Genomic DNA, 15,180 nt, shown 5'->3' with positions numbered 1-15,180 from the left:
CCGGTGTTTTTTTACTTGAATCCATTTTTTAAAAGGATGCCCGGTTACAATTTTAAAAATGCCGAGTGCTGCACAATCACAACAAAAGTGCTTGCTATTGTATTTCAAATTATTGATATATTGGTACTATGAAAACCAAACCTATTCTGGTTATAATAGCATTGATTGCTTCGATAGTATTTATCCGTTGTAAAGGCCAATCGAATGCGGAAACGGGCGACATTACACATTTTTTAAATGCCTTTAACGCCCAACTGAAAGCGGGCAATGCCGATTCGGCAAGTAATTATTTTGAGGTGGGCAGGGATAGCAAGGCCGTAAAAATATTGCTGGGCGTGCTTGCCAATAAAACTAACCTGGGCAAGGGCAAGCCCCTTTTTAAAGTAACCCTGAATACAGACGACGGCAGGATTAAAGGGATCAATAACGACTTTGCCGAAGCAACTGTAACTGCAACCTTTAGTTATGATGGCATGCCGGCAGTAAAATCAGTTATCATACTTACCATTCACAAAGCTGCCGGTAAACAATATAAAATATCTGCTGTAAACGCCGGTGGGTTTGTAAAAGGATACATGGCTTACCAAACTAAAGTAATAAACAAAACAGTACCTGAAAAGGATATTTTTGATCCTATAACGCTTGCTGCATTTAAAACAGCCGGGCAATTAAAGGCCAGGTACGATAGTGTTTTGTGGTTTGAACATATAAACAACAAAAGTTTTTTTTATGTGGTAAAAAATATAGATGAGCGTGTTTCCTGGGTTTATGAAAACGAGACCGGAAAAATACCCACTCATACCATGGGCTTGGTAAACCCCGGGTTGAAAGAAATTATACCGCCCGAATATGACCTTATCCACAACATTGGGGGTACCATTGAAGGCTTAATTGAAGTTGAAAAAGGAAGTAAGCGGGGCTTTTATGATTTACAGGGTAAATTGGTAGTGCCGGTAATTTATGATCAGCTTTATCCTTTAAAGGATAACGAAAACCTCGCCCTGCTTAAAATCAACGGCGACTTTTTTTATTTGAAAAAAGATTTAACCGTGACCGATAAGTTAGCCGACTTTAAAATAGCAGATGTACTTCCTCAAATAAAAGCATATGGTAAATCGTTTGACCTTTCTGATAAATCTTCGAAAAATATAATGGAGTATAACGATAGGGAAAGTACAAATTGTGTAGTAATTCCTCCTTCGTACCTTGTTGACTGGCAAATATTATCTAAGGTTATTGATTTTCAAAACCCCTTGCGAAAAAACGTGCAAAGTATGAACGATGACGGGGAAGGTGATGTAAGCATCTCTATTAGTTTTGAGGGGGCCAAGAACAAAGATGAAAGCTGGTTTCAAAGTGCATTTTATTCGATTATTGGTGAATATTTGGGCGCTCGCGGAGGCCTATATACAAACAAGAATTTATTGATAGTAGATAAAAAGCAAAACCGGATCATGGGATTTAGAGCGGGTACTTATTATGGGGGAGCAGAAAGCGGCGGAAACCTGTCTGGTAATTGTAACGAAAACTCCCTGAAAGCAATTAATGATTCTTTGTTTGAGTTTAAAACAACATCGGAATTTGACCAGGGCCTCCTAAACGACGGGACTATTATAGAGGGGCCTTATTTTCATTATTTGCAAGTAAAAAATGGCAAGCTGGTAAATTTGCCTTCAAAAAGACTATTCCCTACTCAGTATGTAAAACTGGATGATTCGTATTTGGAAGGATGTTTTGTTTTGGGTGATGGAGGTAGTGATGCCTACCATCCGGTCAATAAAAAAAGTATTGACCATGTTACAGTATCGATGCTGCAATACATGAAAAACGAGATTTTTGCATCCTATTTATATAAATTCAAAAATCCCCAATGGGAAAATGTTTTTGGCCAGAGGTTTTATGATGCCAATGGTACCCAAAATGCAAATGTTGATGATTCGTTAACCGTTATTGATAAGTACAACCTCAACTTTATAAATAGTAAGCTAAACGCCAAAAAGGCAAACAGCCTGGCAGTCAATTAGTGTTGCGCAATCACAAAAAAAAGCTTGTCATTGCGTTTCAAATAATTTAATATCTTGGTATCATGAAAACCAAACCTATCCTCATTATAACGGCCATTGTTTTGGTGGTTGCAGCAAGTTGTTTTGCATTCTTTAAATACAGGAGTCAAAATAAACCGGGCAAAAGCGAGATTATACAGTTTTTAAACGCCTTTAACAAACACATCCAGGCCGGCAATATTGATTCGGCCAAAACTTTTTTTGAGGATCAGCAAAAGAGCAAAGCTGTTAAGATATTGCTAAGCGTGCTTACCAATAAAACCAATACCGGCGGCAAAGAGAAGCCAATTTTTACGGTGAGTTTAAATACCGAAGATGCCCTGATAAAATTGACAAATCCCGAGTTTGCTACTGCCACGATAGCTGCCACTTTTAAGAATGATAACCTGCCGGAAGAAAAATCGACCTTAACATTTACCATCCATAAAATTGATGGCAAAAACTACAAAATAACCCAGGTAAATGCGCTTGGCTTTGTGAAGGATTATGTGGCTTACCAGGCAAAAGTATATAACAAAATTACGCCCGAAAAAGATATTTATAGCGCAATTACGCTTGCTGCGTTTAAAACGGCCGAAAAGTTGAAAACCAGTTATGATAGCATAGTCTGGTTTGATCATGTGAATAGCAAAACCTTTTATTATGTAATAAAAGGCAAATTGCCCAACGGCTTTTTATATGTTGATGATAAAAAAACCGAAGGCGCCGACTATAAAATGGGTCTTGTTAGCCCCGCGCTAAAGGAAATAATTCCTGCCGAATATGATTTGATACATAATGTTGGTGGAACTATTGACGGCTTGATTGAGGTTGAACAGGGCGATAAAAAGGGCTTTTATAACCTTTATGGCAAACTAACCGTACCAGCGATTTATGATGAAATATATCCCCTGAAAACAGGAGAGAATTTAGCAGTTTTAAAAAATGGAGAGGATTATTTTTACCTGAAGGCCGATTCCACCATATCAGATAAAATAGCCGATTTCAAAATAGCCGATGTTGTGCCGCAAATAAAAACCTTCGGCGATTCGTACACGCTATCTGACAAAAGTTCAAAAAACGTAATGGAATATAATTCACGGGATTATAATACATCGCTGGTAATTTCGCCCTCGTACCTGGCCGACCTTCAGATACTTCCAAAAGTTATCGACTTTCCGAATCCGTTAAGGAAGGGGCCTGCAGAAGGCGATGACGAGGAAGGAGGCAGCCGGTCAATCGATATTGCATTTGATGCTGATAAAAAGGACGATGATAGCAATTGGTTTCAAAGTGCTTATTATACCATTGTAAATGATTATTTGGGCGGACGAGGCGGCCTTTACACCAGTAAAAATGTATTGGTAGTTGATAAAAAACATAATCGAATCTTAGGGTTTAGCGCAAGTATCGACTTAAGCGAAGGAGAGGGATATGCCTTGCCTTCTAAAACCTGCAACGAAAGTTCAACTAAAGCAATCAACGATTCACTCTTCGAGTTCAAAACAACGTCGAGCATCGAGCAATCTTTGTTAGGCGAAAATGAGGCTATAGCAGACGGGCCATACTATCATTACCTTCAACTTAAAAACGGAAAACTGGTTGCCTTAAACTCGAAAAGGCTGTTCCCTACGCAATTTATTAAGCTGGATGATTCATACCTTCAAGGCTGTTACACAATAAGAGTAGGGGCGTACGGAGAATCAAAAGAGACAACCATTGATCATTTAAACAAATCCATGCTTCAGTACATGAAAAATGAGATTTACGCTTCGTATAAATACAAGTTTAAAAATCAGAAATGGAATGACGTTTTTGAATATCGCTTTTCTGGCAACGGGGATACCACAAAAAACGCGAATGTTGACGATTCACTCACCGTTATCGATAAATACAACATCAGCTTTATTAACAGCAAGTTAAATGGGAAACCCTTAAACGTAAAAATGCCTAATAGCCTGGCTGCAAGATAGTTTTAAGGCAGAAGAACGATTGTTTATTTTTAAGTGACTGATAATAAAATGTTTTGCTGAATGTTTTAAGTTAAATACGTTGCTGTATGAAAAGAAAACCTATCCTTACTGCCATAGCTTCAATGGCTGTGCTTATTATTTGTTTTTCGTTTACGCGCGATAAACGATCGGTAAAACCGGATAAGGCTGCTATAATCAAATTCCTTAATGCATTTAATGTGCAAATTAAAGCAGGGAATATCGACTCTGCAGAATCGTTTTTTAAGCAGGATATAGCAGGCACCGGAATAGAGATGCTGGGCCACGTAATGGGGAGTTATCGCGGTTCATTGCGCAAAACAATGCTGGCATTTGACATAAATTTTGATACCCGAAATGCCCAGGTGAAATTTACAAACAACCAGGTGGCCACGGCTATGGTTATTGCCCGCTTTAGCACTCCGGGCATCAAAACTCAAATATCGCCGGTACTGTTTACTATTGAAAAAAACAATAGTAAACAGTATAAGATAAGTAGTGTCGACCTTAGAAACTTTAACCAGACTTATAGCAATTTTGGGGAGATAGTAAGAAGTAAATCTATCCCTGAAAAGTACCTTTATAAACCCATTACATTGGCCGCTTTTAAAAACGCTGATAAATTAAAAAAGAATTATGACGGCGTTTTATGGTTTGATCATATTAATGATCAAACCTATTACTACGTATATAGGGGAACCGTTCCGTATAATTTATATGATAGCAACGCCCGTGACAGGGCAATTGCAAACTTTCAAATGGGTCTGGTGAATCCCGATCTGAAAGAAATTATCCCCGTTTCGTACGATTTGATCCGCAGCGTTGGCGGCACGGTAAGCGGGTTGATAGAAGTGGAGAAGAATACTAAAAAAGGGTTGTATAATTTAAATGGAAAAGTTGTTGTACCTGCGGATTATGATGAAATATACCCTTTAAAAGAGAACGCGAATGTTGCGTTGCTAAAAAAGGGGACTAACTATTATTATTTGAAAAGGAATTTTATCATTTCGCCCCAGCTAAACAATTTCAATATTGCCGAACATCTTGCCCTGATTAAGGCTTATGGCCAATCGTTTACATTATCGGCAAAAAGCCAGCCAGATATAATGGAGGAAAACTCCCGTAAAATGGATAACGCCATCTACATCGCACCATCCTATCTGGCCGATTGGAAAATTATCCCCGATTTTACAATGTTTGTAAACCCTTTAAGAAAGGTTACAAGTATGGCGAGTGTAGACCTATTTGGGCCAACATCAGTTAGGTTTGACCACCCTAAAAAAGAGCAGGCTAATTCGTGGTACGAACGCATGATTTATACTATCGGGAAACAATACCTTGGAGGGCGGTCTGGCCTGTATAGTAGCAAAACTGTTGTTTTGGCAGATAAAAGGAAAAACAAAACCCTCAGCTTTGAAGTACCTGCTTCTATGGGCGATGGATATTATAACGGACTTGCTGTTAGCCGGTGCAATGAGAGTGACTTATTGGCGCTCAGTGATTCCTTATTTCAATACAAGATCACTTCGGAATTTGCCGTCCCTCTGACAGAAAAAGACCTTAATTTGCTCGAAGCGCCATATTATCATTTTATCCAGATTAAGGGCGACAATATCATCGTATTAAAAACGTCAAGAATATTTCCAACAAAATTCAATAAGTTGGACGATAGTTATTTGCAGGGTTGCTACACTATGGCTGAAAATTCAGATCAACCTAAAAATATACGGGTTGAAGCACAGGCAACAGCCGAAATATTGGAATACATGAAAAACGAGATCTACGCATCGTATCATTATCACTTCAAAGACGAAAAATGGAACACTATTTTTAAATCCAGGTTTGATAATGAATACGTAGAAACACCCAAAAACGACGACGTTAAAGACTCGCTAACTGTTATTGATAAATACAACATCAACTTTATTAACGCAAAACTAAAGGCAATGCAACCCAAAATTCAGGCTTCCAGATGAGTATTACCGCGAGGCTATTAAGATACTTTGCTTTTATTTGGATAGCTATTTTAAGCTTGGGTACCTTTTACGAAAGTTTTGCGCATAACCATGCCTTCTTTTTAGGCTTTAAGCAGGCGGCCATAAAAACTGGCTGGTATATGCCTGCATTTTACTGCCATATTTTTGCCAGTAGCATTATATTGCTGGTTGGCTTTTTCCAGTTTTCAAAAACGGTATATACCAACCGCAGGCTGCACAAGGCGCTGGGAAAAATATATATCTGTGGGGTATTGTTTATAGCTGCGCCGGGAGCATACGTGATGACGCTGTTTGTTGGCCGAGGCATAGGCGTTTTTATATCGTTCCTGCTGCAAAATACACTTTGGGTATTATCAACCATATTGGCATTCACTCTTATCAAAAAAGGTAATATCAACGATCATGCTAAAATGATGCGCCGCAGCTACGGCCTTGCTTTTGGGGCGGTAACCTTGCGCTTTTATATCCTGCTTTTCCACGTTTTTGGCAACGGCGTAAATTTTGACAACAATTATATCATTATTGCTTTTTTAAGCTGGGTGCCAAATTTGGTGTTGGTGGAAATAATCAATATAAACGAAACGAAGCCCCGCCCCCTAACCCCCTGAAGGGGGAACTATAGCGGACAAGCAAAAAAAATAAAGGCCTGGCGAGAAACGCCAGGCCTTTATTTTAATCAAAAAGCTCCCCCTTCAGGGGGCTGGGGGGCCTCGCCTCTACAATATAAACTTCGTGCTCAGGAAATTAGATTCGTTGTCGTTCACAATGTCATTGATGATCTGTTTGTTCACATCGTTCATTTTGGTAGCCACCAGCGAACGGATGGAGAAGGCCCTTAATGCATCATGCACCGAAAGGGTGCCCTCGGCGCTGTCTTTACGACCGGTGAAGGGGAACACGTCCGGGCCGCGCTGGCACTGGCTATTGATGTTTACCCGGCTCACCAGGTTCACAAACGGATCTATCAGCGATGAGATCTCCCTGGCGTCGTTACTAAATATACTCACCTGCATTCCATGCGGCGAATCTATCTGGTACTCAATAGGCTCTTCTATCGACTCGAACGGCACAACCGGAATAACCGGGCCAAACTGCTCCTCGCGGTATAGCTTCATTTTTTCGTTAACCGGGTACACAATGGCGGGGTAAAAGAAAGAGGCCACCGTTTCGCCGCCGTTTTCGTTAATTACTTTTGCGCCGTTGGCAATTGCGTCTTCAACAATATCGGTAAGGTAAGCCGGTTTATGTGGTTCGGGCAAAGGAGTAAGTTTTACATCTTTATCCCAGGGCAAACCAAACGGCAGTTTAGCAACTGCTTCGCTCAATAGTTTCAAAAACTCGTCGGCTACATCTTTTTGAACAAATATCATTTTTATGGCCGTACACCGCTGGCCATTGAACGATAGTGCGCCTAAAATGCATTCGCTTACTGCTAAAGGGAGGTCGGCATTTTTGGTTACGATAGCGGCGTTTTTGGCATCTAAACTTAATACCGCACGCAAGCGGTTTATTTTGGGGTGACGCTTTTTTAAATCATTGGCTACCTTGCTTGATCCGATGAAGGCCAGCACATTTACTTTGCCCGAAGCCATCAGTCCTGGTGTTACCACAGAACCACGGCCATAAATGGTATTCACTACGCCTTTAGGGAACGATTCCTGGAAGGCGCGTAATAATGGGTAATGTAATAGCGTACCATGCTTAGGTGGTTTAAAAAGTATGGTATTGCCCATAATAAGGGCGGGGATTAATGTGGTGAAAGTTTCATTCAAAGGATAATTGAACGGCCCCATGCACAGCACTACCCCCAACGGCGAACGGCGGATTTGAGCGACCAGTCCCTCGGCCATTTCAAACCGTGACGACTGTCGGTCGATATCCTTCAGTGCATCAATGGTTGCATTGATATACTCGATGGTGCGGTCAAACTCCTTGGCCGAATCGCCATAGGATTTGCCTATCTCCCACATCAACAGCTTTACAACCAGGCTGCGCTGCTCGCTCATCTTGTAAATAAAGCGCTCCATGCATTTAATGCGGTCGGCAATGCTCATGGTAGGCCACTCACCGCGGCCATTATCGTACGCTGCAATGGCTGCATCTAATGATTCAAATGCTTCCTTTTCGGTACAAACCGGGTATGTTCCAATTAGCTTGCGGCCAAAGTTGCCATCGGCATCAAAAAAGCCAATTGGCGAGTATACTTCGTTTACCTCGCCGTCCCAGGGTTTCATTTCGCCATTGCTCAGGTATTCGCGCTGGTGCACTTCTTCTGTCTGAAACCCAAAGCCAATCTGGCTTTCGGGCACAAATATGGAAGTTATCTGATCTTTAAAACTCATATTTTATAGGTATTAGATTTTTATAAAGGTAAAAAAAGCCTGCTTTTATAAGCAAGCTTTTTTATGGCCAATGAGCAGAATTGCGAAATTTGCAATTCAGGCACTCTCTTTATATAATACCATGCCAGCGTGGTAAAAAACGCCGTCTTTAAAATCGCCTTCGGCTACAAAGCCGGTATCGTCAAGATATTCAACGTGGTTACCTAACCTGTTGTAGTAACCGGTATAAGCGCTTTTTATATCGCCGCGCGTTTCATCATAACGGCCATTTGGTAAAAATTCATGACGTATATAACCGTCTTTGGTTACCCAAACGCCTATATGCTCGTTATTTTTTGTTGTTAAAAACCAGTTGAGGTTGTTAATTCTTTCCATGTTTCCAAATCGTTTTGTACCGATGCTATTTTTTGGTGGGCCAGTTGGTAGGCATCGGCACCTAAAAATAAATTCAGTGGGGCATCGGGTTGGTTTGCAATTTTAATCATCGCAGCGGCCGCTTTTTCCGGGTCGCCCGCTTGCTGCTGATCTAAGTTATTTTGATGCAGGTTTTGCGAATCGCGCACATTCTGATAAGCATCAATCGGGTTCTTAGGCGTGATCAGTGATCCTTCAGAAAGGAAGTTGGTGCGGAAATAGCCCGGCTCAACAACCGTTACTTTGATACCAAATGGTTTTACTTCGGCATCAAGGGCTTCAGAAAAACCATTAACCGCAAATTTGGTAGCGCAGTAAATTCCAAAACCAGGATAACCACCTACAAAGCCACCTATCGACGAAATATTGATAATATGACCCGATTGTTGTGCACGCAGGTAAGGCAACGCTTTGCGGATGATATTTAAAGATCCAAATACATTTACGTCAAAGTTGTCGCGGGCCTCCTGGTCGGTTGTTTCTTCCAGGCCGCCCAGCATGCCGTAGCCGGCGTTGTTAACTACCACGTCTATTTTACCAAAAGTGCTGATGGTTTTCTCGATAGCTTGCTGCACGCTTTCTTCGCTTTTGATGTTAACGGCGAGTGGTAAAAACGCATCACTGGTTACGCCTACAGCACTTTCCAGGTCGCTGATGTTTCTTGATGTGGCGGCTACTTTATAACCCTGGTTTAATAGTCTTTTTACGAGGGTAAGTCCCAGGCCTTTCGAGGCGCCGGTTACAAACCATATATTTTGATTGCTCATGATTATACTTTTATGGTGATTTCACTGATTTTAAAATGATTTCACCGATTGATTATTTATGTTAATTATCGTGTTTGTTCAAGTGGCCTGATCACCAGTTCGTTAACAGATACATTGCCGGGCTGACTGATGGCGTAAATCACCGCGTCGGCTATGGCGTCTTCATCCATTTTAGGCATGTTTTTAAGGTCGCCGTAAAGGGCCCTAATCTTCGGGCTTGTAATATCATGCCCAAGTTCGGATTGTGTTGCCCCGGGGAAAATAGTGGTTACCTTAATGGTTTGTGTCACTTCTTCGCGCAGGGTTTCCATAATAGCCTTTACCGCGAATTTAGTTCCGGAGTACACCCCAATTCCAGGAGATGTTTTGATACCGCCAACGGATGATGTTGCGAGGATATGACCCTGCCCGCGTTGCAGCATGTGCGGCAATACGGCATTAATGCCATATAAAACCCCTTTAATATTGATATCAATCATCCGGTCCCACTCATCAACCAGTCCTTCCTCAAAAAAGGATATGGGCATAATGCCTGCATTGTTCCATAAAACATCTACATGGCCAAACTTATTGATAGCCTGTTGGATAAGGTTATCCAGATCGGTGCGTTTGCTTACGTCTGTTGTTACGTAGATGGCATTGTCGCCTATTTCGGCAACTAAGGCTTTTAGCTGGTGTTCCCGGCGGGCGGCCAATACAACTTTGGCGCCAAGCGCTGCCAGCTTTCGGGCCGCAACCGCGCCAATTCCGCTGCTGGCACCGGTTATTACTATAACTTTGTTTTTAATGTTTTCCATCGTTATTGTTTTCAGGTAGATGTAAGTGCTTAAAAATCAGTGGCGCAGGTAGTGTTCTCCCATTCGTGAATTTCCTTATACAGCCCGTCCAGCTTTGTTAGGGTCCGGTTATAAGCATCACCACCTAAGAGCAAACGGAGTGGCGGGTTTTCTTCGTAAACTACGTTGATGATGCTTGCAGCGGCCTTTTCGGGGTCGCCTGCCTGCTGGCCATTCATGCTCAGGTATTTACAGTGCGAGTGCCTCACATCTTCATATTCGGCAATCGGGTTTTGGGTAACTGTTAATGAATCGGCCGTTAGGAAGCTGGTACGAAACGCGCCCGGAGCTACTACGGTAACTTTGATACCCAACGCTTTAACATCCAAAGCCAACACTTCTGATAGGCCAATAACCGCCGATTTGGCTGCCGCGTATACTGCCCAGCCGGTACCGCCGGTAATTCCCGCGATAGAAGCTATATTGATAATATGACCCGAACGCTGTTTACGCAGGTAGGGCATTACAAACCTGATTACATTTAGGGTAGCAAATACATTTACATCAAAGGCGGTGCGGGTTTCGGCATCCGTAAGTTCCTCAATAGCACCGCCAATGCCGTAGCCGGCGTTGTTGATAACTACATCTATCCGGCCAAATGTTTCATGAGTATGTTGCAGGGCCAGGGATACGCTGCTCTCGTTAACCAGATCGACCTGAAGGGGTAAAAAATCAGCACTGTTTGAACCAACGGCGGCGATAAGCTCCTGCCGGTTCCTGGAAGTGGCGGCAACAAGCTGGCCAGCATCCAGTAATTGTTTTACTAAACTAAGCCCAAAACCTTTGGAGGCCCCAGTGATAAACCATACTTTTTTGTTGTCCATAGTGTGTTTGTTTTTGATAAAACAAAGGTAGTATGACAACAAAAGGGAGTAATTACGCTATTCAAACCAATTATTACGAAATTCAAACATTTCTGAACCGGGAGGGTGTAACCTGGGTTTGTTTTTTGAAAAAGTTGTTGAAATGCGTTGGTTCTTCAAACCCCAGGCAGTAGCCTATTTCCGAGATATTCCAATCGGTGTGGCGGAGGAGGGATTTGGCTTCGCTCAGCAGGCGGTCGGCGATGTGGTCGGTAGTGGTTTTGCCGGTGGTTTCGCGGATGGCGCGGTTGAGGTGGTTTACATGCACCGATAACCGCTGTGCGAAATCATTGGCCGACCGCAGTGCAAAGCGCTGCGATGGCGTTTCTATCGGGAACTGTCTCTCCAGCAGTTCGGTAAATACCGAGGTGATGCGCGATTTAGCGTCCGCGTGTTTATAAACATTCTCCGATGGCTGGGTTTTTAGCGCGTAATAACACAACTCGGTAACGTAATTGCGGATCAGTTCATACTTGAACGCATAGTCAGAAGCAATCTCATCCGTCATTTTACGGAACAGGCCTGTAACGTATTCGTCCTGTGCGCGGTCAAGCTGGTATACCGGTTTGGCGTTGAGGCCGAACATGGGTAGTTCGCTCAAGCCGTTGCGGAACCGCTCTACAAAAAATTCTTCGGTAAAAATGCAGAAAAAGCCCGTGCGGTCGTCGCTCATGTGCTCAAAGGTATAGGGCACAAGCGGGCTAAAAAACATGAGTGAAGTGCCTGATAATGTGATGCTTTTATCGGCATAGTGAATGATGTTTTCGCCCCGCATCAGGCTTATTTTATAAAAGCTGCGGCGGCTATAGGTAACCGGTTTGGCGTTGGGTCCAATACAATCCTCAATTTTAAAAACATTAAAATGACCTATGTTTTGCTGCAGGTTATTGGGCAGCCAGTCGAATTTATCTTTGTAAAAATCTTCAAGTGTTTCGGTAGTCATAATCAAAGTTACAAAATTCAAACCGCATGTCAAGTGGTGCTTTTGGTTCTACTGTCTTAATCGTGACATTTTTGCTATGCTTTTTAACACCTTTAGGTAATTTATCGTCACTTTTTAGACAATAATTTTCAAAAAAAAACACTTTTATGCAAAAAATTAAAACTCCGCCTCCTTTACATCATCGTGGTGGGGCTTCCTGAATTTGGCAGCATTTTTTTTGATGTAGGTAAAAATATCATAGTCGCTCATTTTGCGTACCTGGGCGGCGGCGGGGCGGTACTGGTTAATGAAATGGTATAACGAATCGGATTGCAGGCCGGTGAGCTGGGCCACCCGCTCGTCGCTAAAACGGCTGTCAACATATTTGCCCTCTTCATCGCGGATGAGCGCCTGCTTAAACCTGTAAGCATTGCTGTGTTTGTAAGTAAGCAGGGCAATCAGCTGGCTGGGCACAATGGCAACGCCAACCATCGGTATTGGACCTGCAGTTATGCCCGGCCTGATGATATCCGAAAACTTTGGCGGGTGGCTGTTAAAATCGCGGGCAAACTGAACGCGGTTACTGACAGAGTCTTTCACCCTATCGCGCCGGGCGCTGATGTTTACCTGTTTTAGCTGGATGGTTGCCTGCTCCAACTGTACAATCACATCGCCGGTTGCCAGGCCAACCGCCTGCTTAAACGATTTATAACCTTGCATTTTTACCTTTAACGTATCCCCTTGCCTGGCAACGCCAATGCTGAATATACCTTCCATATCACTTATGGCGGTAGCGTTTGTTGTGGTTACCAGCGCGCCGCTAATGCGCAGGCCGGTAGCCTTATCGGTTACTATGCCGTTAACCCTTTGCCCGTAACAGCTAAGGCATATATTGACAAATAACAGCAACAACAGATATCGCATAGGTAAAGGAGGTTTGGTGTTCAGTACTTTACAAATGTAAGCGGCAGGGGCGTTGCTTGTTGGTGTTTAACATATTTTAACGTGGGGTGGCGAGACCTTTTTCACCCTGTTATGCTGATGTACGAAGCATCTAATGGCAAACTTTACAGCGCAAGCTAATTCTATCCTATGGTAAATGGCTTTTTTGCAATTTAAAATATTGGGAGGCGGATAGATGCTAAATCAATTAAGCAATTGGCATGAGTAACAATTTGTATGTTGCGCCGGTGCTTAGCTATATTATGCTGTACTGCTGTGATTCCCGACCGGCAGACGGTATAACGAGACTTACCAAAAAGGGGGTTGACTAATTGACGAGATTTGAACAACGAGGATTCTGTAAATTTCTTTACGCTGAACAGTCATAAATCATCCACCCGCAACAAGCCTTATAAAATTGCGGCAAATGGCCGACAATGCCTGTGGCTGGGCGATTTTTTTAATAATATGCAATTTATTTATAAATAAATGTATATTGCTCATGCCTAAATAAATAGCGCCTTATCAGAGCATGGACCGTCATCAAAAAAAGCGTTAAATCTTCTGATCATTCATTGTCTTACTCAAAGCCTAACATTATTAGGCTATGTTATAAACTTTAACCTTTATCGATATGCCCCTTCCAGCAGACCTTCAGCAAAGTGTTGACGAGATAGTTTACGAAATTAAAAAAGGGACGGTGATTCCGATAATTGGGTACGATTTGCTTAACGAGCCATTGATGAATAATGGCGAGCCTGATTTTTTGAAATTGCTTATAAAGGAGCATGTAAACGACGATGCTTTGTTGGACAGGCTGGTTGCCAACAGCCACAACGGAGCATTAACCGGGCACGAATTGGCCAATGAATATTATCACAGTTTAGGGGCAAGAAAAAACTCATTTAAGCAAAAACTAAGTAGAACAATTAAGCAAGAGCGCTTTAAGTGGAAACTTATACCCGATAGTTACAGAAAACTCGTCAGCATAAAACATTTCGAACTTTTTATAAATGCCACATTTATGAATTCTGTCGAGCTGGCCTTTAATACTTACCGGGGCGCGGGACTTAGCGAGGAAGAAATAAAATCATCCTACAGTGTGATGAACTACGGCAGGTATGATGGCAAGCTTTTAGAACCGGCATCTGAAAGAGGCGGCTTCCGGTTGGCGTTAAAAAAGCCCGTTGTTTGCAATATATTCGGCACGCATGACGAGATTGCCGGCAACTATATTTTAACAGATGCCGACTATGTAGAACTTATTCATGAACTGATTACTAACGACCAGGAAAAGTTTTCAAGCCTGCTTTCTTATTTAAATAGCGGTTACCTATTGTTTTTAGGCTGCAATTTCCCCGATTGGTTTTTCCGTTTCTTTATTCGCATTTGTGTTGCCAACCGGCTTGATTTAACCCCGATAAGGCAAAAAGCTGTAATAGATAGCTTAAACGGGATAGATCAAAGCCGGGCGGTTTTTATTAATAATTATGGCATTCAAAAATTGGATATTGATTGTAATACACTAATTGACGAAATATATCTTGCGCTAAACGAATCACGGGAGGAAAGCCTGTTAGATGACGAAGGCAATAGCAAGGTTTTTATTAGCTATTGCCTAAAAGACCGCGCTGTAGCCGAAGCCATAGCCGCTCAATTCGATGCTAATTATATCGAATATTTTATCGACTACAGGCAAATTGAAACGGGCGATAGTATTGATGGAAAAATTAAAAAAGCCATTGATAAATGCAGTGTTTTTGCGGCCATTGTTTCAGATAGTATATCGTCGGGCAGCCCCTATGTTTGCAAGGAATGGAACTATGCTATAGATACCGATAAGCTTATTATACCCGTATTTAAACAGTTTGTTCAACAGAGCATGTATCTGCCAATTGAGGAGAAAACAAGCGGGAATATCCGGAACCTTATATTGAACAAAGACAATACAGCCGGAATACCATTGACTGATGACAACAAAATTGCGCTTGAGCAATTAAAAGACATTAAAGAAATGCAATATAAAAGCAGGGTATCGGGGCACAAAAGAAGCAATTAGTTGTT

The 15,180-nt window shown here is 42.1% G+C and carries 12 protein-coding genes; 5 read left to right on the top strand and 7 right to left on the bottom strand.

From position 1 onward, the window contains the following. Positions 1 to 128: 128 nt before the first annotated feature. The 4 genes from AC1DU2_RS21970 to AC1DU2_RS21955 all read left to right on the top strand — a co-directional run bounded on the left by AC1DU2_RS21970 (position 129) and on the right by AC1DU2_RS21955 (position 6,638). The gene (locus tag AC1DU2_RS21970; RefSeq protein WP_477386886.1) at positions 129 to 2,024 is read left to right on the top strand and encodes a WG repeat-containing protein; all 1,896 of its coding nucleotides are present in this window, start codon (positions 129 to 131) and stop codon (positions 2,022 to 2,024) included. Between the two features lie 62 nt (positions 2,025 to 2,086). Continuing rightward, positions 2,087 to 4,015, top strand: coding sequence for a YARHG domain-containing protein (locus AC1DU2_RS21965; protein WP_477386884.1), 1,929 nt, complete (start codon positions 2,087 to 2,089; stop codon positions 4,013 to 4,015). 86 nt (positions 4,016 to 4,101) lie between these two features. Then, complete coding sequence (locus AC1DU2_RS21960) at positions 4,102 to 6,009, top strand: WG repeat-containing protein (protein WP_477386881.1); 1,908 nt, start codon at positions 4,102 to 4,104, stop codon at positions 6,007 to 6,009. After that, positions 6,006 to 6,638: a DUF2306 domain-containing protein gene (locus AC1DU2_RS21955; RefSeq protein WP_477386879.1), complete on the top strand. Its 633-nt coding sequence runs from the start codon at positions 6,006 to 6,008 to the stop codon at positions 6,636 to 6,638. The genes AC1DU2_RS21960 and AC1DU2_RS21955 overlap by 4 nt, the downstream gene beginning before the upstream one ends. A gap of 108 nt (positions 6,639 to 6,746) precedes the next feature. On the opposite strand, the gene AC1DU2_RS21950 is transcribed toward AC1DU2_RS21955, so the two are convergent. The 7 genes from AC1DU2_RS21950 to AC1DU2_RS21920 form a co-directional block, all read right to left on the bottom strand. Then, positions 6,747 to 8,372, bottom strand: a complete 1,626-nt coding sequence (locus tag AC1DU2_RS21950; protein ID WP_477354484.1) for an NADP-dependent glyceraldehyde-3-phosphate dehydrogenase — start codon at positions 8,370 to 8,372, stop codon at positions 6,747 to 6,749. 96 nt (positions 8,373 to 8,468) lie between these two features. Next, complete coding sequence (locus AC1DU2_RS21945; protein WP_477354481.1) at positions 8,469 to 8,747, bottom strand: Atu4866 domain-containing protein; 279 nt, start codon at positions 8,745 to 8,747, stop codon at positions 8,469 to 8,471. Beyond that, positions 8,714 to 9,553, bottom strand: a complete 840-nt coding sequence (locus AC1DU2_RS21940) for an SDR family oxidoreductase (RefSeq protein WP_477386877.1) — start codon at positions 9,551 to 9,553, stop codon at positions 8,714 to 8,716. The genes AC1DU2_RS21945 and AC1DU2_RS21940 overlap by 34 nt, the downstream gene beginning before the upstream one ends. A gap of 65 nt (positions 9,554 to 9,618) precedes the next feature. Beyond that, on the bottom strand, positions 9,619 to 10,350 hold the full coding sequence (locus tag AC1DU2_RS21935; protein ID WP_477386875.1) for an SDR family oxidoreductase: 732 nt from the start codon (positions 10,348 to 10,350) through the stop codon (positions 9,619 to 9,621). 29 nt (positions 10,351 to 10,379) lie between these two features. Further along, positions 10,380 to 11,213 carry an SDR family NAD(P)-dependent oxidoreductase gene (locus AC1DU2_RS21930; protein WP_477354471.1) on the bottom strand — a complete coding sequence of 278 codons (834 nt, stop codon included), beginning with the start codon at positions 11,211 to 11,213 and terminating at the stop codon, positions 10,380 to 10,382. A gap of 82 nt (positions 11,214 to 11,295) precedes the next feature. Next, a complete protein-coding gene (locus AC1DU2_RS21925) occupies positions 11,296 to 12,195 on the bottom strand; it encodes a helix-turn-helix domain-containing protein (protein WP_477386873.1) in 900 nt (299 codons plus the stop codon). 156 nt (positions 12,196 to 12,351) lie between these two features. Next, positions 12,352 to 13,098: a carboxypeptidase-like regulatory domain-containing protein gene (locus tag AC1DU2_RS21920; protein ID WP_477386871.1), complete on the bottom strand. Its 747-nt coding sequence runs from the start codon at positions 13,096 to 13,098 to the stop codon at positions 12,352 to 12,354. Positions 13,099 to 13,750: 652 nt separating this feature from the next. On the opposite strand from AC1DU2_RS21920, the gene AC1DU2_RS21915 reads away from it, so the two are divergent. Next, entirely contained in the window at positions 13,751 to 15,175 is a 1,425-nt protein-coding gene (locus tag AC1DU2_RS21915; RefSeq protein ID WP_477386869.1) for a toll/interleukin-1 receptor domain-containing protein, read from the top strand. Positions 15,176 to 15,180 lie beyond the last annotated feature (5 nt).

Source organism: Mucilaginibacter sp. P4_C11 (assembly GCF_056402115.1).
This window is presented reverse-complemented; position numbering and strand designations above follow the sequence as displayed.

Coding starts and splice junctions, on each gene's coding strand:
- AC1DU2_RS21960 (WP_477386881.1), top strand. CDS start 4,102: ATGAAAAGAAAACCTATCCTTACTGCCATAGCTTCAATGGCTGTGCTT.
- AC1DU2_RS21955 (WP_477386879.1), top strand. CDS start 6,006: ATGAGTATTACCGCGAGGCTATTAAGATACTTTGCTTTTATTTGGATA.
- AC1DU2_RS21915 (WP_477386869.1), top strand. CDS start 13,751: ATGCCCCTTCCAGCAGACCTTCAGCAAAGTGTTGACGAGATAGTTTAC.
- AC1DU2_RS21925 (WP_477386873.1), bottom strand. CDS start 12,195: ATGACTACCGAAACACTTGAAGATTTTTACAAAGATAAATTCGACTGG.
- AC1DU2_RS21920 (WP_477386871.1), bottom strand. CDS start 13,098: ATGCGATATCTGTTGTTGCTGTTATTTGTCAATATATGCCTTAGCTGT.
- AC1DU2_RS21945 (WP_477354481.1), bottom strand. CDS start 8,747: ATGGAAAGAATTAACAACCTCAACTGGTTTTTAACAACAAAAAATAAC.
- AC1DU2_RS21930 (WP_477354471.1), bottom strand. CDS start 11,213: ATGGACAACAAAAAAGTATGGTTTATCACTGGGGCCTCCAAAGGTTTT.
- AC1DU2_RS21935 (WP_477386875.1), bottom strand. CDS start 10,350: ATGGAAAACATTAAAAACAAAGTTATAGTAATAACCGGTGCCAGCAGC.
- AC1DU2_RS21965 (WP_477386884.1), top strand. CDS start 2,087: ATGAAAACCAAACCTATCCTCATTATAACGGCCATTGTTTTGGTGGTT.
- AC1DU2_RS21940 (WP_477386877.1), bottom strand. CDS start 9,553: ATGAGCAATCAAAATATATGGTTTGTAACCGGCGCCTCGAAAGGCCTG.
- AC1DU2_RS21970 (WP_477386886.1), top strand. CDS start 129: ATGAAAACCAAACCTATTCTGGTTATAATAGCATTGATTGCTTCGATA.
- AC1DU2_RS21950 (WP_477354484.1), bottom strand. CDS start 8,372: ATGAGTTTTAAAGATCAGATAACTTCCATATTTGTGCCCGAAAGCCAG.